Source organism: Oceanobacillus sp. MO10714A (assembly GCF_037072045.1).
GTDB lineage: Bacteria > Bacillota > Bacilli > Bacillales > Amphibacillaceae > Oceanobacillus > Oceanobacillus indicireducens.
The window spans coordinates 142,253-162,021 of the sequence record NZ_JAXHDC010000003.1 but is presented as its reverse complement, the minus strand read 5'-3'; the positions used below and the strand labels follow the sequence as shown (position 1 = coordinate 162,021).

Annotated in this window: 19 protein-coding genes; 15 read left to right on the top strand and 4 right to left on the bottom strand. The window is 42.4% G+C overall.

Annotated elements, in window-relative coordinates:
- Positions 1–224 precede the first annotated feature (224 nt).
- The 7 genes from SPD53_RS04505 to SPD53_RS04475 all read left to right on the top strand — a co-directional run bounded on the left by SPD53_RS04505 (position 225) and on the right by SPD53_RS04475 (position 6,047).
- On the top strand, positions 225–2,636 hold the full coding sequence (locus SPD53_RS04505; RefSeq protein WP_336251758.1) for a Na+/H+ antiporter subunit A: 2,412 nt from the start codon (positions 225–227) through the stop codon (positions 2,634–2,636).
- The gene (locus tag SPD53_RS04500; RefSeq protein ID WP_156854071.1) at positions 2,623–3,045 is read left to right on the top strand and encodes a Na(+)/H(+) antiporter subunit B; all 423 of its coding nucleotides are present in this window, start codon (positions 2,623–2,625) and stop codon (positions 3,043–3,045) included. Before SPD53_RS04505 ends, SPD53_RS04500 begins: the two co-directional genes overlap by 14 nt.
- Before the next feature lie 3 nt (positions 3,046–3,048).
- Positions 3,049–3,390 (top strand): Na(+)/H(+) antiporter subunit C, encoded by a 342-nt coding sequence (locus SPD53_RS04495; RefSeq protein ID WP_156854072.1) that lies wholly within the window; start codon positions 3,049–3,051, stop codon positions 3,388–3,390.
- Entirely contained in the window at positions 3,383–4,858 is a 1,476-nt protein-coding gene (locus SPD53_RS04490) for a Na+/H+ antiporter subunit D (protein WP_188855855.1), read from the top strand. Before SPD53_RS04495 ends, SPD53_RS04490 begins: the two co-directional genes overlap by 8 nt.
- 61 nt (positions 4,859–4,919) lie before the next feature.
- Entirely contained in the window at positions 4,920–5,402 is a 483-nt protein-coding gene (locus SPD53_RS04485) for a Na+/H+ antiporter subunit E (protein ID WP_156854076.1), read from the top strand.
- Positions 5,402–5,686 (top strand): Na(+)/H(+) antiporter subunit F1, encoded by a 285-nt coding sequence (locus SPD53_RS04480; protein ID WP_156854078.1) that lies wholly within the window; start codon positions 5,402–5,404, stop codon positions 5,684–5,686. Before SPD53_RS04485 ends, SPD53_RS04480 begins: the two co-directional genes overlap by 1 nt.
- Positions 5,664–6,047 carry a Na+/H+ antiporter subunit G gene (locus tag SPD53_RS04475; RefSeq protein ID WP_188855854.1) on the top strand — a complete coding sequence of 128 codons (384 nt, stop codon included), beginning with the start codon at positions 5,664–5,666 and terminating at the stop codon, positions 6,045–6,047. Before SPD53_RS04480 ends, SPD53_RS04475 begins: the two co-directional genes overlap by 23 nt.
- 52 nt (positions 6,048–6,099) lie before the next feature.
- On the opposite strand, the gene SPD53_RS04470 is transcribed toward SPD53_RS04475, so the two are convergent.
- Entirely contained in the window at positions 6,100–7,116 is a 1,017-nt protein-coding gene (locus SPD53_RS04470) for an LLM class flavin-dependent oxidoreductase (protein WP_188855853.1), read from the bottom strand.
- 798 nt (positions 7,117–7,914) lie between these two features.
- Between SPD53_RS04470 and rlmN the strand changes: the two genes are divergently transcribed.
- Genes rlmN through SPD53_RS04455 form a run of 3 tightly spaced genes read left to right on the top strand, consistent with a single transcriptional unit; the run spans position 7,915 to position 9,444 of the window.
- Complete coding sequence (gene rlmN, locus SPD53_RS04465; RefSeq protein ID WP_336251757.1) at positions 7,915–8,991, top strand: 23S rRNA (adenine(2503)-C(2))-methyltransferase RlmN; 1,077 nt, start codon at positions 7,915–7,917, stop codon at positions 8,989–8,991.
- 35 nt (positions 8,992–9,026) lie between these two features.
- Entirely contained in the window at positions 9,027–9,290 is a 264-nt protein-coding gene (locus tag SPD53_RS04460) for a hypothetical protein (protein WP_336251756.1), read from the top strand.
- The gene (locus SPD53_RS04455) at positions 9,274–9,444 is read left to right on the top strand and encodes an acetyl-CoA hydrolase/transferase C-terminal domain-containing protein (protein WP_336251782.1); all 171 of its coding nucleotides are present in this window, start codon (positions 9,274–9,276) and stop codon (positions 9,442–9,444) included. Before SPD53_RS04460 ends, SPD53_RS04455 begins: the two co-directional genes overlap by 17 nt.
- Positions 9,445–9,631: 187 nt before the next feature.
- Here SPD53_RS04455 and SPD53_RS04450 read toward each other — a convergent pair whose 3' ends face one another.
- Entirely contained in the window at positions 9,632–10,915 is a 1,284-nt protein-coding gene (locus SPD53_RS04450) for a GGDEF domain-containing protein (RefSeq protein WP_336251755.1), read from the bottom strand.
- 261 nt (positions 10,916–11,176) lie between these two features.
- Between SPD53_RS04450 and SPD53_RS04445 the strand changes: the two genes are divergently transcribed.
- From SPD53_RS04445 to SPD53_RS04430, 4 genes are all read left to right on the top strand, one after another.
- Positions 11,177–12,175 (top strand): ABC transporter substrate-binding protein, encoded by a 999-nt coding sequence (locus SPD53_RS04445; RefSeq protein ID WP_336251754.1) that lies wholly within the window; start codon positions 11,177–11,179, stop codon positions 12,173–12,175.
- A gap of 230 nt (positions 12,176–12,405) precedes the next feature.
- Positions 12,406–13,389, top strand: coding sequence for an ABC transporter permease (locus SPD53_RS04440; protein WP_336251753.1), 984 nt, complete (start codon positions 12,406–12,408; stop codon positions 13,387–13,389).
- A 3-nt stretch (positions 13,390–13,392) separates the two neighbouring features.
- Entirely contained in the window at positions 13,393–14,187 is a 795-nt protein-coding gene (locus tag SPD53_RS04435; RefSeq protein WP_336251752.1) for an ABC transporter ATP-binding protein, read from the top strand.
- Between the two features lie 104 nt (positions 14,188–14,291).
- The gene (locus SPD53_RS04430; protein ID WP_156854515.1) at positions 14,292–14,819 is read left to right on the top strand and encodes a CueP family metal-binding protein; all 528 of its coding nucleotides are present in this window, start codon (positions 14,292–14,294) and stop codon (positions 14,817–14,819) included.
- Between the two features lie 85 nt (positions 14,820–14,904).
- Here SPD53_RS04430 and gdhA read toward each other — a convergent pair whose 3' ends face one another.
- A complete protein-coding gene (gene gdhA, locus SPD53_RS04425; protein ID WP_336251751.1) occupies positions 14,905–16,287 on the bottom strand; it encodes an NADP-specific glutamate dehydrogenase in 1,383 nt (460 codons plus the stop codon).
- A 135-nt stretch (positions 16,288–16,422) separates the two neighbouring features.
- On the opposite strand from gdhA, the gene SPD53_RS04420 reads away from it, so the two are divergent.
- A complete protein-coding gene (locus SPD53_RS04420) occupies positions 16,423–17,328 on the top strand; it encodes a LysR family transcriptional regulator (RefSeq protein WP_336251750.1) in 906 nt (301 codons plus the stop codon).
- Positions 17,329–17,807: 479 nt separating this feature from the next.
- Here the strand turns inward: SPD53_RS04420 and SPD53_RS04415 are convergent, their stop codons facing one another.
- Positions 17,808–18,962 carry an N-acetylmuramoyl-L-alanine amidase gene (locus tag SPD53_RS04415; protein ID WP_336251749.1) on the bottom strand — a complete coding sequence of 385 codons (1,155 nt, stop codon included), beginning with the start codon at positions 18,960–18,962 and terminating at the stop codon, positions 17,808–17,810.
- Positions 18,963–19,769: the final 807 nt, after the last annotated feature.

Genomic DNA, 19,769 nt, shown 5'->3' with positions numbered 1-19,769 from the left:
TTCCACAAAGGTTTAACTACAAAATCACATAATATTTTATAACATACTATTCAACATTCTTTGTTTCCGAATGGTTTGTTGCCCCTTAATTATCATACGCGTAACTTATTAAGTCAAGGTATCATGAAATAACTTCATATATACAACAACACCGGCATGTTTTCTTGAAGAAATCCTGTATGTTTTATGCAGTCGACAGGTGACTTTTGATTGGAGGTTTGATTTTGGTAACTTTGAATTTCGTCGTACTTATACCCTTTTTAGCTGCAATGCTTATCCCGCTTTTCTATAAAAAAGGAACGCGGCTGCATATCGGATTATTACCGATGATTGTTGCTGTATCATTATTTAGCTATCTTTTGTTTTATATACCTCAGATTGCAAACGGTAAGACTTTTTTGCACACCATTTCATGGATTCCTTCCTATGGAATTAACTTTACCACTTATTTGGATGGGCTTAGCTTAATTTTAGCTCTACTTATTACGGGTATTGGAACACTTGTGATCCTTTACTCGATTTACTATTTGTCTGAAAATGAACAGCTGGGACATTTTTATACGTATTTAATGCTGTTTATGGGTGCGATGCTTGGTGTCGTGCTATCTGACAACATGATGGTGCTTTATGTGTTCTGGGAGCTGACAAGTATTTCTTCTTTCCTCTTAATTGCATTCTGGTATCAGCGGAAGCGTTCCAGGGAAGGAGCACAGAAATCATTACTTATCACGGTAAGTGGCGGTTTTGGTATGCTTATTGGATTTTTAATGATCTATACAATGACCGGAACGCTGAGTGTGCGGGAAGTTATTCAGATCATGCCGGAGATGACGGGGCACGGTTTGTTTGTGCCGGCCATGTTGCTCGTCCTCTTTGGGGCGTTTACAAAGTCTGCTCAATTCCCATTCCATATTTGGTTGCCAGATGCGATGGAAGCGCCGACGCCGGTCAGCGCGTATTTACACTCTGCGACAATGGTAAAGGCTGGAATTTATTTGGTTGCCCGTTTTACACCAGTATTTGGTGGTGAGGGGATATGGTTCTGGATTGTGACTGGAGTAGGGTTGTTTACGCTGTTTTGGGGTTCATTTCAGGCTGTGCGGCAAACAGATCTTAAGGCTCTTCTTGCTTTTTCTACGATTAGTCAGCTTGGGATGATTATGAGTATGTTCGGAATGGGCTCCGTTGCCCTTCACTTCGGTTATTCTACAGAATCTGTCTTTTACTCACAAGCAACCTTCGCCGCATTGTTCCATCTTGTGAACCACTCCACCTTTAAAGGTGCATTATTCATGGCAGTTGGAATTGTGGACCATAAAGTAGGGACAAGGGATATCAGAAGACTCGGAGGTTTGGCGACAATTATGCCGATTACGTTTACCGTGTCTTTGATTGGAAGTTTTTCCATGGCTGGTTTACCTCCATTCAATGGTTTTCTAAGTAAGGAAATGTTCTTCCAAGCAGCCGTTGATATTACCGAGCTTGGTATATTTCATATGGATACAATCGGTAATTTGATTCCGATAGTAGCGTGGGTGGCAAGTATTTTCACTTTTGTGTACAGTATGATTATCGTATTTCAGACTTTTCTTGGACCATATAAGGAAGAAAGGCTGGAACGACCGGCAAATGAAGGACCTGGCGGTATGCTGATTTCTCCTGTTATTTTGGCAGGACTCGTCGTGCTTATTTTCCTCATGCCGAACATGCTTGGAAATTATATTATCCGTCCAGCGGTGGAAAGTGTGTTCCCGACCCTTGTAACAGAAATGAATTTAGGTGTAGAAATATCGGCTTGGCATGGGCTTAATACAGCACTTTGGATGACAATTGGTGTCGTCGTGCTCGGTATCTTGCTCTATTCCTTCCCAAGAGCTTGGCGCTGGATCTATGCGATTTTCCCGATAGGCTGGTCGCTGAATACATTGTATAACTTCACACTGGAGCAAAGTGTTAAATCGTCCAGGAAGTTTACGAACAGTTATATGACAGGTCTTTTACGTCATTATTTAATGTATATTTATTTATTCTTTATCCTGCTCGTGGCAGGAGCCTTTGTCTTGACGGGATCATATGACTTTACGATCTCAGGTAATGCGGAGATATCAATTTTTGAATGGATCATTGCACTGACGCTGATTATTGCGGCTATTTCCATTCTGTTTGCAAAATCCCGGCTCACTGCTATTCTCCTAAATAGTGTTTTGGGTTACGGAGTTGCGCTGTTATTCGTTATCTTCCGAGCGCCCGACCTTGCACTAACGCAAATGGTCATTGAGACGGTAACAACCGTTCTCTTCCTTGTTGCTTATTATTTCTTACCGGAATGGAAGAAGGAAAACGAACCACGGAGAATAAATCTGTCGAAATTGCTTATATCAATAGGTTTTGGTGCATCGTTCACTGCCGTGGCTTTGGCAGTTCAAAATAATCGTTTGTTTGACCGGATTTCGACATACTTCGAGAACTCTTATGAACTTGCAGGCGGACGCAACATCGTGAATACGATTCTAAGTGACTTCCGTGGGTTTGATACGATGCTTGAAGTTGTTGTGCTCCTCATTGCCGGAATTGGAGTGTACTCCATTATTAAACTGAAGGCAGGAAATCGGGGGGATAAGTTTGAAAATCAATAATGTCATTTTGCGTACCGTTACGAAGCTTGCTGTATTTATTATCCTGACCTTGGCTGTTTACCTGTTTTTCGCGGGGCATAACAGTCCGGGCGGTGGATTTATTGCCGGACTTGCCCTTTCAGCTGCGTTTGTACTGCTGCTTCTCGTAACTGATATTGAAACGATTAAGAAGGGTATTCCGCTCGATTTCAAAAAGGTTGCTGCATTTGGAGCATTTCTAGCAGTTGGGACGGGCTTTGGTGCATTTGTATTTGATGTGCCATTTCTTACTCAAAGCTTCGGTAATTTTGTAGTACCTTTCTTCGGGGAAATTGAATTAAGTACTGTGACGATATTTGAAGCTGGTGTATCGTTCGCGGTAGTTGGGGTTGTAATTACGATTATCTTAAGTATTAGTGAGGATGTGTAGGCTATGGAAACATTGATGATCATCCTAACCGGCGTTTTGGTCACGATTGCGACTTATCTCGTCTTATCGAAAAGTGTGATTCGTGTCATTCTCGGAACGGCCGTCTATTCCCACGCCGCACATTTATTAATCATTACGATGGGCGGACTGAAGAAGGGGAATGTGCCGATTTTGGGAGATGACGACGTTAGTACATTTGTTGATCCGCTCCCGCAAGCGTTGATTCTAACATCAATTGTAATCAGCTTTGCGGTGACGGCCCTTGTGCTTGTACTTGCATACCGTGCTTATCAAACGCTTGGAACGGACAATATGGAAGAATTGCGAGGTAGGAAGTATGAATAATATTATTGTACTGCCGATGGCTCTTCCAATTATGCTTGGCATTATTCTGATCTTTTTAAGACCATATATAAAAACACAGCGGGTATTAACCGTCCTAGGATTGCTCGTGACAATCGGAATAAGTATCTATATGCTGCAGTGGATTCAGACGGACGGCATCATCCGACTCGATTTTGGGGGATGGGAGCCGCCATTTGGAATTCTGTTTGTAGCAGACTCTTTTGCAGTCATTCTTGTTACCGCCGCAAGTATCGTGACATTAATTTGTTTAATTTATGCTTTTTCTTCAATTGGCGAGAAAATAGAGTATATGTATTTCTACTCCTTTGTTAACTTCCTCCTCGCAGGTGTTAACGGATCCTTTTTAACAGGCGATATTTTCAACCTCTATGTAAACTTTGAAATTATGCTACTCGCTTCTTATGTATTAATCGTCCTCGGCGGAAAACGAATGCAGCTAAGAGAATCGCTTAAATATGTCGTTATTAATATTATTTCTTCCTGGTTTTTCCTCGTTGCTATCGCATATTTGTATGCACAGCTTGGAACCTTGAATATGGCGCATATTTCAGTATTAATCAGTGAATCTGGACAGACACCATTACTGACAGTGACGAGTCTTGTATTCCTGATTGTTTTCGCTTTGAAATCCGGATTGCTTCTGTACTTCTGGTTACCAGGTTCATACAGTGCCCCACCAACTGCTGTTGCAGCTTTGTTCGGAGGATTGCTGACAAAGGTAGGAATTTACGTCATGATCCGTGTGTTCACGTTGATCTTTTACCATGAACCGCAAATTACCCATACAATCATCGGGATTTTAGCTGGTTTGACACTCATTATGGGGAGTATTGGAGCGATTGCTTATAAAGATATCCGGCAGATTGTCGCTTATAACGTCATTATTGCGGTTGGATTTATCTTAGTGGGGCTTGCCGTCATGACACAGGAAGCACTGGAAGGCGCGGTTTATTATCTGATGCATGACATGGTTGCAAAATCCCTGCTCTTCCTGCTTGCTGGGACTATGATTACCGTGACAGGAGAGAAGCGGCTTGATAACATGAGTGGTTTAATCCGTAACTATCCTGTATTCGGATGGATGTTCTTTATCGTTATGCTATCTTTAGCCGGGGTACCGCCGCTGAGCGGTTTTATCGGAAAAGTACTTGTTGGTCAAGGGGCAGTTGAAGCGGGCTCTTATATTCTGCTCGCGCTCGGCTTTATTTCCAGTATCTTTGTCCTTTATTCCCTCTTAAGAGTTTTCTTGAATAGCTTTTGGGGAGAGACAATCATCAGTTTTGATGACGAGGTACCGATGAAGAAGGGCTGGATGGTTTCATTTGGCTTGTTCACAGCACTTATGTTTACTTTTGGACTCGGAGCAGAGTACTTCGCTCCCTTCGTAGCCGACGCAGCCAATACACTGCTCAACCCACAAATTTACATTGATGCTGTATTGGAGTAATTAATCTGCTGCTCGTTAGGAAGCAACAATGAGCAGCAGTCAAAAGAGGAGCTGACTATGGATGCCAGCACAATTTTTTCTAAACGTATTTATTGCTATATTATGGGTATTTATTAGTGATGAACCCGAACTGCAATTCACAACATTCGTGTTCGGATATATTGTCGGAATCGGAATCGTCTTCTTGATGCACCGACTATTCGGCGAGCGATTCTATCTCGCCCGTCCGTGGGCTTTATTCAAATTACTACTCATCTTTATCCGTGAGACATTCTCATCCAGCATTTGGGTATTGAAACATATATTAAGCCCAAAAGTAACCTATAAACCTGGCATATTTAAATATGAGACGCAAATGCGGGGAGAATGGGAAATCACTGCGATTTCATTACTTCTTACATTGACGCCGGGTTCAGTGGTCATGGAAGTAGCACCTGAAGAGGACTACTTATATATCCATGGGATGGATCTCGAGGAATCGAAAGAAATGTTGCTCAAATCCTTGCATACTTTCGAAAAAGCAATTATGGAGGTGACGCGCTAATGATTAACACATTACTCGTTACGTCGCTCATTCTGTTCGGGGTGGCGATTGCCATTACACTCATCCGGATTATTATCGGACCGAGCTTACCGGACCGCGTCCTTTCCCTTGATATGATTGGTGTTCAAATCATTTCATCACTGGCGATTATTTCAATACTCCTTGATACTCGTGCTTTCTTAGAAGTGATACTCGTGCTTGCTATCCTTGCGTTCATTAGTACGATTTCCTTCACGAAGTATATAGAGAGGGGTGTTATCATTGAACGTAAGCGTGATGATTGAATATGTCGGTGCCATTTTAATTTTTATCGGTTCATTGTTTGCGGTTGTCAGTGCCATCGGGAATATTCGATTTCCTGATGTTTATACTCGCTCTCACGCAGCAACGAAAAGTTCTACACTTGGTGTATTACTCACTTTAACAGGTGCGTTGATTTATATTTTGGAAAGTCAAAATTACTTCAGTGTACGCCTTGTACTAGGGATTGTTTTTGTATTCTTAACTGCTCCTGTATCTGGTCACCTGGTTACAAGAGCTGCTTACCGGAGTAAAGTGAAGTTAGCGGATATCACACTCGAAGATGATTTAGAAGAAGTAATCCATGGGGAAAAAGAAGAATTGGAAGAAGATAATACAAATTGAAATTGGGACATAACTTTCTGCGTCTATCAGAAAGTTATGCCCTTTTTTGTAATCAATCGAATAGTTCTGCTACGATTTCATAAGAACGCAGGCGATCTTTCAAATGGAAAATCTGCGATCCGATAATCATTTCATCTGCTTGTGTTTCTTCTTGGAATGCGATGAGACGTTCCCTAACTGTATCTTTATCACCGACAATTGTCGTCCGTGGATCGAGCGATTCATAGACAGCGGCTTTTTCCATTGGAGACCATACACTATCCATACTTTCGATGGGTGGCTGAAGTTGTCTTGGTTTCCCGCGGCGCAAGTTAAGGAATTGCATATATTGGGAGCTTGCCAGATACTCGGCTTCCTCGTTCGTATCCGCTGCAATCACGTTTACCCCAACCATCGCATATGGCTTAGCGAGCGCATCGGACGGTTCAAAGTTGGCCCGATAAAGCTTCAATGCCGGAATGGTGTAGGCAGGTGCAAAGTGACTGGCAAAAGAGAAGGGCAGTCCCTTATGAGCAGCAAGTCTTGCGCTGAAGTCGCTGGAGCCAAGCAGCCAGATTGGAACATTCAATCCTTGACCGGGAATAGCTTTAACATGTGTCTTCGGTTCATCGGAAAAATAATCCTGCAATTCATTTACTTGCATCGGAAATTCCTCTGGTCCAGAATTCAGTGTTCTTCTAAGGGCAAAGGCTGTTGCCTGATCTGTTCCGGGTGCCCGGCCGAGTCCAAGGTCGATTCTTCCCGGGAAAAGCGATTCGAGTGTACCGAACTGTTCGGCGACAACAAGCGTTGCATGGTTTGGCAGCATAATACCACCAGCTCCAACCCGCATATGCTTCGTATTCCCAGCAATATGAGAAATGAGAACAGATGTCGCAGAGCTTGCGATACCAGGCATATTATGATGTTCAGCCAGCCAATAGCGGTTAAAGCCTAATTTTTCAACATGTTGAGCAAGTTCAACACTTTCCTTAAACGATTCTCTCGCATTTGAACCTTGGCGAATTGGTGCAAGGTCTAGTACAGATAAAGGGATTTTATTAAAAACTTTGGCATGTTCATGTTGCAATCCACTCACTCCTTTAATCTCATTACTCCACTTTCACATCCGAAACCTGTTCCACCTTATGATTGCTTACATTCAGCGTAAGTATTTTGTGCATTCATTTGATTGGCGTTCTAATTACCGTTCAGTTGCCCGGTGGGCGGATGCGCATCCTATAGGGCACAGCCGAAGCCTCGACGCACAGGACGTCAATGTCAGACGTTGCCACATGCCACATACGAGAGCGAACTTAGTCTGCCTCGGAAGAAAAGCACTTCCTGCGGGGTCTCATCGTCTCCGCTTTCCCGCAGGAGTCAGGGCAACTGAACTAGTAGTGATGAATTATTAGAATGGAAACTATCTCATCAAGATTAGCGTTCTATTCCTAAATGAAAAATAGTGATCCAAACTTGGCCTTTCCTCGGAGCAGTCCAGACACCTCGAGACTCCTGCAGGAGGCCGGCTAAGAACGGTCACGTCCTGTGACCAACGCCGGCATTAGAACTTCCTGTTCGTCGAAAGGCATAGGTGAGTCTCCGCAGGACGGCAGCCTGAGGAGGCTCACCAGCCGCCTGCGGAAAGCGAGAGGTGTCTGGACTGCGGACTTCCAATAGAAAGTTGCGCTTACGCCGAATGAAAGTAATCATTATGAAAGATATACTTAGCTTGTGCAGGTTGTGAAATTGGAGTCATTACTATAAAGGATAAGCTTAGCAATGAATGCCGTCCAATTATCCGCTTATAAAGAAGAATCCGATTTGCTACTACCGAAAGATTAAAGTAAGATGAGAGAAGGAAAAGGAAAAGAAATGGGGAAACATCATGACTAAACTATCCATCTATGGATTAACATTTAAGCAATTGGAAGATTGGCTGATTGAAAACGGCGAGAAGCGTTTTCGAGCAAATCAAGTATGGGACTGGGTCTACAAGAAAAGAGTAAACCAGTTTTCCGACATGTCCAATGTCAATCAATCGACAATTCAATTATTGGAAGAAAATTATTGCCTTACCACATTAAAAGAAGGAGTTAAACAAGAATCTAAAGATGGAACGGTTAAATATCTCTTTAAGCTTGCGGACGGGAACGTGATTGAAACAGTGCTCATGCGGTTTGATTACGGTCTTTCCGTCTGTGTGACGACACAGGTCGGTTGTAATATTGGCTGTTCCTTCTGTGCAAGTGGATTGCTCCGGAAGAGCCGAGATTTAACAGGTGGCGAGATCGTGGAGCAAATCATGCATGTTCAGAAGAATTTAGATTTGAAAGGGAAGAACGAGCGGGTCAGTCATATCGTTGTCATGGGAATTGGTGAACCGTTAGATAACTTTAATAATTTAATGGACTTCCTTTACATTGTAAACGATGATAAGGGCTTGAATATCGGCGCCCGTCATATTACCGTATCAACAAGTGGTCTTGCCCATAGGATTTACGAGTTTGCCGATACAGGAATCCAAGTGAATCTTGCAATCTCCTTGCACGCTCCAAATAATGAACTACGCACGCAAATTATGAAAATTAACCGAGCATTCCCGATCGAGAAGCTCATGCTGGCGGTTAATTATTATTTGAAGAAGACAAATCGCCGAATAACATACGAATATATTATGCTGCAAGGTGTCAATGATCGCAAGAAAGAAGCGAGAGAACTCGTCAAGCTTCTTTACAATCACCGTCATTTAGCCTATGTGAACTTGATTCCATATAATAAGGTCGATGAACATATCCAGTATGAAAGAAGTCATGTTGATGCAATCCAGGAATTCCACCAAACATTGAAAGCAGGCGGAATCAATAGTGGTGTTCGCTGGGAAAATGGTGCAGATATCGATGCGGCATGTGGTCAATTAAGAAGTAAGCAAATCGTGAAAACAAGGAAAACAAAAGCGGTTTAATCTGAGGTTAATCTAGGGAAAGGATTATAAAACAGATGAATGGTTACTTAGCGCAGTATGAAGCAAAGAAGACAACAGCGGAGGGGATTGCCCAGCAAGTTAAATCAGGCTGGGTCTGTGGATCTGATATCGGTCTATCCACACCACCTAGGATTATTGCAGCGCTCGATCAGTATATAAAGGAAGAGAACTTGACCGACATTTATTATCATACACTTTTAGACTGGCTGCCAATGGGTGCTTATAGGGAAGAGTATCCTGAGATAACGGGGGTTTCGTTCGATTGTAACGACGAGTAAGAATGATGTTAATTACATCGCTACAGAGTATGGAATCACAAACTTACGTGGAAAAACACTCGGTCAACGTACCATGGCACTAATTGGGTTAGCTCATCCGAAATTCCGAGATAAACTATTATTCGAAGCAAAAAAACGAAATATTATTATATAAAGTGAAACTTCATTCAGTGGGGTTTTCTTACCTCCCCCACTGAATGTTAGTTGAACAGAATCAGGGATTTACGGACTGTATATCCCCATCTTCACATATTGTTTTCCCTCATGTTTAGAAGTGGGGATATATTACTGACCGTTAATCCGTGATAAAAAACAGCCGGGCGCAACAGGTTGTTTTTATTTTACTTTACTTCTGCATTGGAAACATTGCTTTCGAACTGACCACAGAGCGGCTCATTGCCATTTTTTGAAATAACCTGGTTTTTTCCAAGCCCTTTTGCTTTGTAAAGTAGGTCATCTGCTTGAACATAGCCCTGCTTAATATCTATCTTCTCTAAGGTAGTGAAATAATACATGCCAAAGGAAGCTGTGCAGCTGATGAAAATTTCTTCAGAACGGTACTTCGTAACAATCTGAAGCTGTTCGATTTCATGTTGAATGGTCTTTACTAATGCCTCACATTCACTAAAGGATCGATTTCGCAAAATAATGGTAAACTCTTCTCCACCACTGCGAAACAAAAAGTCATTTTCCCCAAGTAAACTCTTCAGGCGTTTTGCAACATGATGGATGACATAATCCCCGACTGTATGATTATACGTATCATTGATCTGCTTGAAATTATCAATATCACAAACAGCAATACCAATCGTTTCATCTGAGCCGTTCAATTCATTCATCACCTTATTCATATACGTGCGGTTGTGGAGCTTCGTCAGGAAGTCGGTGTAAGCCATTTGCTCGAAACGGTCGCGTTCCATCTTATGTTGGATACTTTGTGATTTAAGTACAGCAGCACGGCTAGATAAATAATTTAAAAGGAAGAGGGCGAGCATCAATTCCCAGCGTCCTTCCGTAATGAAAATTAACAGAAGTCCGTTTGAAATTGCTTTTTGGAGTGAGTCTGCTTTACTTCTTGCTTTGATAAAATTAATGCTATCCACTCGGGTCTGCATATCTCCCATACTATAAAATACCCCGAGAAGCAGTACAGAAGAAAGCATATCGATCAGAAATACGATTAAAATAAGGAGAATCCAAAAACCAAATAATGGTATTTGATCGAAGTACGGAAAAAGCCAATAATACAAGTAAAATCCGAGCGAATGAAGAATGGTCGGCGCTCCAATATTATAAAAGGTATGTAAAAATTCATCTTCATCAGCCGTATCTGTTTTCTTCCGGTAAAGAAAAACATAAAATCGGTTGATTACTTCAAATAAGAAAAGCCCGAGTGGTCCAGCGGCAAGTCCGAATGAAAGACCATATGAGACACTATAATCAATATTGACCCGACCGGTTTTAACAATTGTTTTTAAATGCGAGTAAAATGTAGTGAATAGTAAGTAAATTACTAGTAACTGGGTGTATAATGTTATATCAATGTGAATTGGTCCGGAAAATATCGCTATTCCAAATGAAACGAAAAAAACGAATAAAATATAAGCTTTCAATCGTTTTGTCATCTCTATTTTCCCCTTCCCATTACAATAGAAAGAAATGAGTCCAAATCCCTAGTACTTAATTATCATACCATAAAACTCTAAATTGGGACAGGGGGTCAGAGCATTTGTCCCGCACGAAGTGGGACAAATGCTCTGACCCCCCTGTCCCGGAACTATTAACAGAATTTTTTTAAAAAAGTCTATCTTAAATACAGAAAATATGGTAAAATCGCTCTATGCATTATTACTTTAACGCGTTAATACACATAGGGGGAAAAGTGGATGAGAAAGCTAGTTTTGTTATTGTTTACAATTGGAATCTTGCTTCTTGCAGCTTGTGGTTCCGATGATACGAAGTCATCAGAAGGCAATGAGAATGAAAATACGGATGGGGAAGTATACAAAATTGGCGCAACGCAAATTGCTGAGCACCCATCACTTGATGCTGCATATGAAGGGTTCCAGCAAGCACTCGAGGATGCTGGGCTGAATGTAGAATATGACTTCAAAACTGCGCAAAACGATCAGAATAACGTAAAGCCGATTTCCGACGGTTTTGTTGCGGATGAAGTGGATCTTATCTTTGCAAACTCTACACCAAGTGCACTTGGCGCATTACAAGCAACGAGTGAGATTCCGATCCTTTTTACATCGGTGACAGATGCTGTTGAGGCAAAGCTTGTTGAGTCGATGGAAGAGCCTGGAGGTAATGTAACGGGGGTAGTAGACTTACACCCGGAAGGAATCCAATCAACAGTGCAGTTTATTGCCGATTATTTTCCAGGAGCGGGGATTGGGATGATTTATAATGCCGGGGAGCAAAACTCTGTAACTCAAGTGAACACAGTGAAAGAAGTAGCGGAAGGAACCGATCTTACGGTTGTTGAACGTACTGTGGCTAATACATCGGAAGTGCAACAAGCCGCAGTTACGTTAGTGGAAGATGTAGATGTGTTTTATATTATTACAGATAACACGGTAGTTTCAGCATTCGATAGTGTTGTGAGTGTTGCTAATGAACATAGCATCCCGCTCATTGTCGGAGAACCAGACTCCCTTGCTAAAGGCGGCTTCGCAACATACGGAATAGACTATCATACGATAGGTTACCGCACAGGTGAAATGGCTGTTGATATTTTAACTAATGACAAATCACCAAGTGAAATCCCGGTAGAATATCCTGCAGAAATGCAACTGTTCATAAATAAGGAAGCAGCTGAAGCACAAAACGTCGAATGGCATTCCGACTGGGATGAAGATGCACAATTTATCACGGATTAACGTTCTGTAATATCCCCACCTCTAAACATGAGGGAAGCTCAAGATGGGAAGGTGTGGGATATACAGTCCGTAAATCCCTGATTCTGTTCAACTAACAATCAGTGGGGAGGGAAGGAATTCTCCATTGAATGAAGTTTCACTTTATGGAGTAAAAACAGGGGATAAGTCGCTAGCATTGGCGGCTTATCTTCTTACTATATTGAAAGAAGTCAGCAGGGGGAGTACAAATTATGTTTATTTCAATGTTTGGCGCAGTAGAATCAGGGATTATTTATGCAATAATGGCACTTGGTGTCTATTTGACATTCCGAGTTCTTGATTTCCCTGATCTAACCGTTGATGGAAGCTTTGTCACAGGTGCTGCTGTGGCTGCACTAGCCATCATTAATGGAGTTCCACCAATTATCGCTACGATTCTTGCTGGTATTGCAGGTTTTGTTGCGGGCACACTAACAGGATTACTGCATACAAAAGGAAAAGTGAATGCTCTTTTAGCAGGAATTCTCATGATGACAGCTTTATATTCGATCAACCTTCGTATTCTCGGTCAACCGACCTTATCCCTCCATATGGAATCAACTATTTTCGACCAATTGGGAAGTGTATGGGGGACTTCGATTGATAACAGCCTAAATAGTATGTTAGGTATCTTCGGGATTGACCGGCCGCCAAGTACATGGGCAATTTTAATTGTTATGCTCCTTGTGACGGTTGTTATTAAACTAGTTACCGACTATTTCCTGAAGACAGAGGTCGGACTCGCAATCCGGGCGATTGGAGATAATAAGCGGATGATTCGTAGTTTGTCTGCGAACACGGATAACTTGACGATTCTCGGAGTTGCCTTATCCAATGGCCTAGTCGCACTTTCTGGAGGGTTAATTGCCCAGCTTGGTGGATTCGCTGATGTTGGAATGGGAATCGGAATGATTGTTATCGGTCTTGCCTCTGTCATTATTGGAGAAGCGCTTTTCGGCACGAAGACAATTGCCAGAGCAACCCTCGCAGTTATCGGAGGAGCGGTCATTTACCGAATAATTGTGACACTTGCATTGCGATTTGATTTTCTCGAAACAGGAGACATGAAGCTCATTACGGCGATTATCGTTATTATTGCGCTTATTTCACCGAAGATTCTCCAGGTCCAGCGCGAGAAGAAGCGCCGAATTGAAAAGCGACGGGCTTTAGAGCAAGATATCAAGGAGGTTGGTTAAGAAATGCTTGATGTGAAAAAAATTTCCGTCGTCTTTAATGAAGGGACAGTTGATGAAAAGAAGGCATTAAACAATATTAACATAAGCTTGGAAAAAGGGGATTTCGTCACTGTTATCGGCAGTAATGGAGCAGGGAAGTCCACACTCATGAACGTTATTGCCGGCCAACTTTTACCTGATGTTGGAGATGTGCTCATTAACGGAAAACAGGTCGTCCACCTTTCAGAGTACAGACGCTCCCGTTTTATCGGCCGGGTTTTCCAGGATCCGATGGCAGGGACGGCACCATCCATGACGATTGAGGAAAATTTAGCGATGGCCTATTCAAGAAATAAGAAACGAAAATTAACCTTTGGTGTTACGAAACATCGCAAGAAAATGTTCAAAGAATACTTGCAGACATTGAATCTTGGTTTGGAAGATCGTCTGACAGCAAAAGTTGGGTTGCTGTCAGGTGGAGAACGGCAGGCGCTATCTCTGCTCATGACAACTTTTACCGACCCAGATATTCTCTTGCTGGATGAGCATACGGCAGCCCTTGACCCATCCCGGGCGGAGTTAATTACGGATCTTACGAAAAAAGTCGTGGCGGATGCGGGGCTTACAACATTGATGGTGACCCATAACATGCAACAAGCCCTTGACCTCGGAAACCGGCTAGTCATGATGGATAAAGGACAAATTATTTTTGAAGCAAATGGGATTGATAAGCAGAGATTGACTGTAGAAGATCTCTTGCACGAATTCCAGCGGATTCGCAAGGTACAATTCGAGGATGACCGTGTCGTTTTAGGGTAAACAAGTTGTCAAGTAATCTTCATTTATCCCTATTCCAGTATGATTGTTACCATGCTAAAATGAGGGTATAAGATTTTATTTATACCGTGGGAGTGGAAAAAATGATGAAAAAGATGGCAATGATTATCCTTCTACTAGCGGGTCTTATCTTGGCTGCTTGCAACGCGGAAGAAGAGGGATCGGGAACCGAAGAAGCATCACGTGATATTGAACAATTAGTCCATGAATACAGTACTGGTACGTTTAAGGATGTCTCTGCATCAATCACCTCTAAGGAGTTGATTGTGACAAATGAGAATAATGAAGAAGAAATCTATGACCTTCCTGAAGATAAATTCTTCCTATCGATCGCACCATTTGAAGAAGTAACCCATCCTTGCTTCGATCATAGCTTAACCGGGTGCCAGGGCGAGATGGTAAAAGAAGCATTTGCAGTGGAAATTACGGATAGCGAGGGCAACATCGTCGTCAATGAAACAATGGAAACGATGGACAATGGATTTATTGATCTCTGGTTGCCGCGTAACGATGAATTTGAAGTGAAAATATCGTATGAAGGTAAAACAGCAGAAGAAGTTCTATCCACTTATGAAGGTGATGGAACGTGTGTTACAACGATGCAATTGCTTTGAACCTCTCACGACTGAAATCACGAGTGTCCTTGTTTATAAAAAAGACCTGCCAATCAAGAAGAATGGCAGGTCTTTTAATAACTTTTTAGATAACGCCCTGAGCTATCATTGCATCGGCAACTTTCTTAAATCCGGCAATGTTTGCACCTTGGATTAAGTTCGTGGCATTATCAAATTGTTCGGTTGCATCTACACAATTTTCATAAATGTTCATCATAATATCTTGGAGGCGTTCATCAACTTCTTCAAATGTCCATTTGAGACGCATACTGTTTTGTGCCATTTCCAACTGGGAAACAGCCACTCCACCAGCATTTGTTGCTTTGGCCGGTCCGAACGTTACACCGTTTTCGAGCAATACATTTGTTGCTTTTTGCGTGCATGGCATGTTTGCCCCTTCCGCAACGGCGATGACACCGTTTTTGACAAGTTCAAGCGCATCTTCTTCATCTAGTTCGTTCTGAGTTGCACAAGGTAAGGCAACGTCACAAGGGACACTCCAAATACCTTTACAGTTCTCATGGAATGTTGTATCTGGATCGAATTCCAGGTAATCACTAACTCTGCCTTTATCAACTTGCTTAATCCTTTTAAGTACTTCAACGACAATACCATTTTTATTATAAATGTAGCCGGAAGTATCACTGCAAGCGACAATTTTCGCTCCAAGCTGGCTCGCTTTTTCCATCGCATAAATCGATACATTACCGGAACCGGAAACGACGACGGAACTTCCGCTAATGTTACGGCCGATGTCTCTCAGCATTTCTTTCAAGAAATAAATCGTTCCATAACCGGTTGCTTCGGTTCTTCCGAGACTGCCACCATAAACGGGAGCTTTTCCAGTAATTACTCCAGCCTCATAAGCACCGCGTATTCGTTTATATTGGCCGAACATATAACCAATTTCCTTTGCTCCGACTCCAAGGTCGCCGGCAGGAACGTCAATGTCAGGTCCGATATATCTGGCGAGCTCGGTCATATAGCTTTGACAAAAGCGCATGATTTCATTATCCGACTTTCCTTTTGGATCGAAGTCAGCTCCGCCTTTAGCCCCGCCGATTGGTTGGCCGGTTAGTGAGTTTTTAAATGTTTGTTCAAATCCTAAAAATTTTACGATACTCAAGTTAACGCTTGGGTCAAAGCGGATACCACCTTTGAAAGGCCCGATAGCACTATTGAATTGTACTCGATACCCACGGTTTACTTGGGTTTTTCCGTTGTCATCCACCCATGTGACGCGAAAAGAAATAACGCGTTCGGGTTCAACGATTTGTTCGAGGATACCCAATTCCATGTAATGAGGTTCTTTTTCTAATAGAGGGAGAATCGATTGGAGGAAGACAGCAACAGCTTGGTGGAACTCAGGTTGATTCGGATCTCGTTTCACAACCGAACGATAAATTTCATCGAGATATGTGGATACTTTTTTATTCTCAGTATCTAGTTGGTTACTGATTGTGTTCATATATTTGCCAATCCTCCTTATATCTGTACGTATAACTATATTTCAATTTTACCTTTTTATATCTATCTAAACAATATAAATAATAGATATAATCAATGCCGATATGAGATAATAAGCATAGGAGGGCTGAAATACATGGAACTAAGACAGATTAAATACTTTATTGAAGTAGCGAAAAGAGAACATGTAACCGATGCCGCAAATCACCTGCATGTTGCCCAGTCTGCGGTTAGCCGGCAGATTGCGAAGCTTGAAGAAGAACTTGGGGTTAGTTTATTTATTCGTGAAGGGAGAAATGTCCGGCTCACTCCAATTGGAGAAATTTTCTTAAAGCATATGGAGCAGGCGATCCATGTGATTGAAGATGCGGAACAGGTCATTCATGAATATACCGACCCCGAGAAGGGAACGATCCATATTGGCTTCGTCAGTACGTTGGCATTGTATATTTTGCCGACATTGATCTCTGCCTTTCGCAGGAATTACCCGGAAGTTAAATTTAAATTAATTCAAGGGAATTATTATGAATTAAAAAACTATGTATTGAAAGGGAAGACGAATATGGCATTACTTGCGCCGGTGCCAGTGGATGAAGCTCGCTTACAGGGGAAGGTGCTGTCAACGGAAAAAGTCGTCGCCTTATTACCCCTGAATCATCCAAAAGCAAATCAACGTGCATTACAGCTCACGGATCTGCGCGAGGAATCTTTTATCATGTTCCCGGAAGGCTTTATCTTAAGACGTATTCTCGTCCAGGCTTGTGAACAAGTTGGTTTTACACCTAAGGTTACGTCTGAAGGGGATGATATTGATGCACTCAAGGGGCTCGTCTCGGCAGGTCTAGGCATTTCTCTTGTCCCGGAAAGCACCCTCGTCGACAATCAACCACGGGCAACGGTCCGAATTCCATTAATTGATCCAGTCGTTACCCGCACGGTTGGGATGATCATTCCCGCCGACCGAGAATTACTACCGACGGAGAAAATCTTTTATGAATTTGTCGTTGATTTCTTCAGCCGTTTAGAACAGTTTAAGCAATAATGGTTACATTATTTAATTCAGTGATTCCATATTAAGCAATTCCCCGGTTTCAGCATCAATCGCGAGTTCGGAATCGACTTTTCAGCAGAGTTTATACTGCTCGCTTTCTTTATCATAAACATAGACCTGGGTAAGTTCAATCGCTCTATATAGCTTCGATTCGTTTCGCAACGCCTGGGACTGCGATTACTCGTCTCACTGAAGAGCGTTTGTATTAGCACATCCTCTGATTCGTAGCAACGTACAAACTGTGCCTCCCACGACGGGGCGTACTTAATCGAATTTCCCCTAGTTCTGGGTTGACTTTCACCACAAGGGTATAAGTGCGACTAAGCCTTATAAAGACTGCTCGGCAATTCTTCTCTATTGATTGGAGGAGTGTGAAGTTTGATAGTTGTTGGGCGCAGAGCGGACGTGGCTAGCCCTGGATACTTAAGTTAAGAAATCCCTTCAGCCGAAAATGGTGAAGGGATTTGTTTTTAATGAAAATAGTTTAGTAATCCTTGTGCAATCGATTCAGCAACTGTCTGCTGGTAATCGGCAGTTTGAATCACGGATAAATCATACGGATTTGTAATGAATCCTAGCTCAAGTAAAATGGCTGGTGCATCTGTATTGCGCAATACTTTATAACCTGTCTGTCCCAGTCCTCGATTCGTTAAAGGAACAGTAGAACTAAGATTTGAATGAACATGCTTCCCTAACTGATACCCCGCATCACTATAATAGAACGTATTAATTCCTTGTACGGAAACGATAGGGAACGAATTATAGTGGATACTGATGAAAGCATCCGTGTCATAGGCATTGCTCAAATTTGCTCGCTCATCCAATGATGAATAATAATCCGATGTCCGTGTTTCGATTACGGTTGCCCCGTAATTCCGCAGCACTTGCGCAATTGTATTAGTCGTTTGGTGGACGAGGTCTTTCTCGTGTATCCCGCTAAGACCAATTGCACCAGGGTCTTTTCCGCCATGCCCGGCGTCCAACACAATGTTAAAACCGGAAAGGGAGCTGTTTGCTGAAGATTGAACTTGTTCCGTACTGGCACTTGCAACCTGTGTAGTTCCCGTTTCTGTTGCAGTCTCACTTGTGCTTGCCATGTTTGATTGCGAACTTGTTAGCCAAGCAGCAATCCATCCTGTATCTCCGTTAGACAGCTTAATATTTACCCAATCCCCGGAAACGGAGATTGTATGAAAAGTTTCCCCTTGTACTGCCCCGGCAATGACTGCATGATCCAGACTTGGGCCAGAGCGAATGTTCACACTCGGTGCCGTAACGGTAATCTGGCCGGCGGTTGTTGACTCAGACGCTTTTGTTGTAGCGGCTTGATCAGAACTTGCTGTGGTGACTGCAGAGTCTGTAGGAATTAAATGATGTTTCGCGACCCAGGCGGTGCTTCCGCCATAATACGTCTGTACCCAGCCATATTGCTCCCCAAAGGCGGTGAGCTTATCCCCTTTATTTAGCAACCCGATAATCCTTGCATCACCTGCAGGATCTTCGCGAACGTGGAGTATGTTAGCCCCGACTTCATAGGTTTGTCCACTTGCTGCTTCCATTTTTTCCACATGAATAAAGAAAGTAAGTAATACTATTACGATAAAGCTAATCTTGAGGTTCTTCATAAATGCCTCCTGCTACTTTTGGAAAAAATTAGATTAATAGTTTTATAATAATATGAATGAATATAGTAAACAAGGGAATAAGAGAAATAAATCAAGAATGATAATAAAGGACTATTCAGAAAATATAGGAAAAAAGGTCTGGAAAAGCTAATTAACTAAATGAACGTAACTGCCGATTACTTCATTCAGCGTTTAGTTGGGCACGGCCTTAGTCTCGACGTGTTTATGCAGACGTTACCCCATACGAGAGTGTTCTTAGTCTGCCTCGGAAGAAAGGCACTTCCTACGGGCCTCATCGTCTCCGCTTTCCCGCGGGATTCACCGTCCTGCAGGTAACTGAACTGGTAGGGACAATTATTATGAGTGGAAACTATCTCGTCTCAAGATCAGCGGTCTATTCTTAAATGAAAAATAGTGTTTCAAATTGGATTTTTCCTCGGAGCAGTCCAGACACCTCGAGACTCCTGCGGGAGGATAGGCTTGGTGAGACCCCACAGGGCGTTAGCCCGAGGAGGCTCACCAGCCGCCCGCGGAAAGCGAGAGGTGTCTGGACTGCGGACCTCCAGAAGAAAGTTGCACTAATGCTGAATGAAGGTGATTCATAGCTTTTCTAGGCTTTTTTGGGACTAAGTTTTTACATAAAAAAGGAGCGCATCCATTTAGCGGATGCGCTCTGTACATGCTTATGCTTATTAATCCCATACTTCGCTTGCGATAATTAAACTAACACATACTCCTATACCCAAGGCTATAACATACATTAACATACTTATTACCCCCTACAAGTGAATACTATTATACTAGTAT

Coding starts and splice junctions, on each gene's coding strand:
- SPD53_RS04495 (WP_156854072.1), top strand. CDS start 3,049: ATGGAAACATTGATGATCATCCTAACCGGCGTTTTGGTCACGATTGCG.
- SPD53_RS04490 (WP_188855855.1), top strand. CDS start 3,383: ATGAATAATATTATTGTACTGCCGATGGCTCTTCCAATTATGCTTGGC.
- SPD53_RS04485 (WP_156854076.1), top strand. CDS start 4,920: ATGCCAGCACAATTTTTTCTAAACGTATTTATTGCTATATTATGGGTA.
- SPD53_RS04480 (WP_156854078.1), top strand. CDS start 5,402: ATGATTAACACATTACTCGTTACGTCGCTCATTCTGTTCGGGGTGGCG.
- rlmN (WP_336251757.1), top strand. CDS start 7,915: ATGACTAAACTATCCATCTATGGATTAACATTTAAGCAATTGGAAGAT.
- SPD53_RS04460 (WP_336251756.1), top strand. CDS start 9,027: ATGAATGGTTACTTAGCGCAGTATGAAGCAAAGAAGACAACAGCGGAG.
- SPD53_RS04450 (WP_336251755.1), bottom strand. CDS start 10,915: ATGACAAAACGATTGAAAGCTTATATTTTATTCGTTTTTTTCGTTTCA.
- SPD53_RS04445 (WP_336251754.1), top strand. CDS start 11,177: ATGAGAAAGCTAGTTTTGTTATTGTTTACAATTGGAATCTTGCTTCTT.
- SPD53_RS04440 (WP_336251753.1), top strand. CDS start 12,406: ATGTTTATTTCAATGTTTGGCGCAGTAGAATCAGGGATTATTTATGCA.
- SPD53_RS04435 (WP_336251752.1), top strand. CDS start 13,393: ATGCTTGATGTGAAAAAAATTTCCGTCGTCTTTAATGAAGGGACAGTT.
- SPD53_RS04430 (WP_156854515.1), top strand. CDS start 14,292: ATGAAAAAGATGGCAATGATTATCCTTCTACTAGCGGGTCTTATCTTG.
- gdhA (WP_336251751.1), bottom strand. CDS start 16,287: ATGAACACAATCAGTAACCAACTAGATACTGAGAATAAAAAAGTATCC.
- SPD53_RS04420 (WP_336251750.1), top strand. CDS start 16,423: ATGGAACTAAGACAGATTAAATACTTTATTGAAGTAGCGAAAAGAGAA.
- SPD53_RS04415 (WP_336251749.1), bottom strand. CDS start 18,962: ATGAAGAACCTCAAGATTAGCTTTATCGTAATAGTATTACTTACTTTC.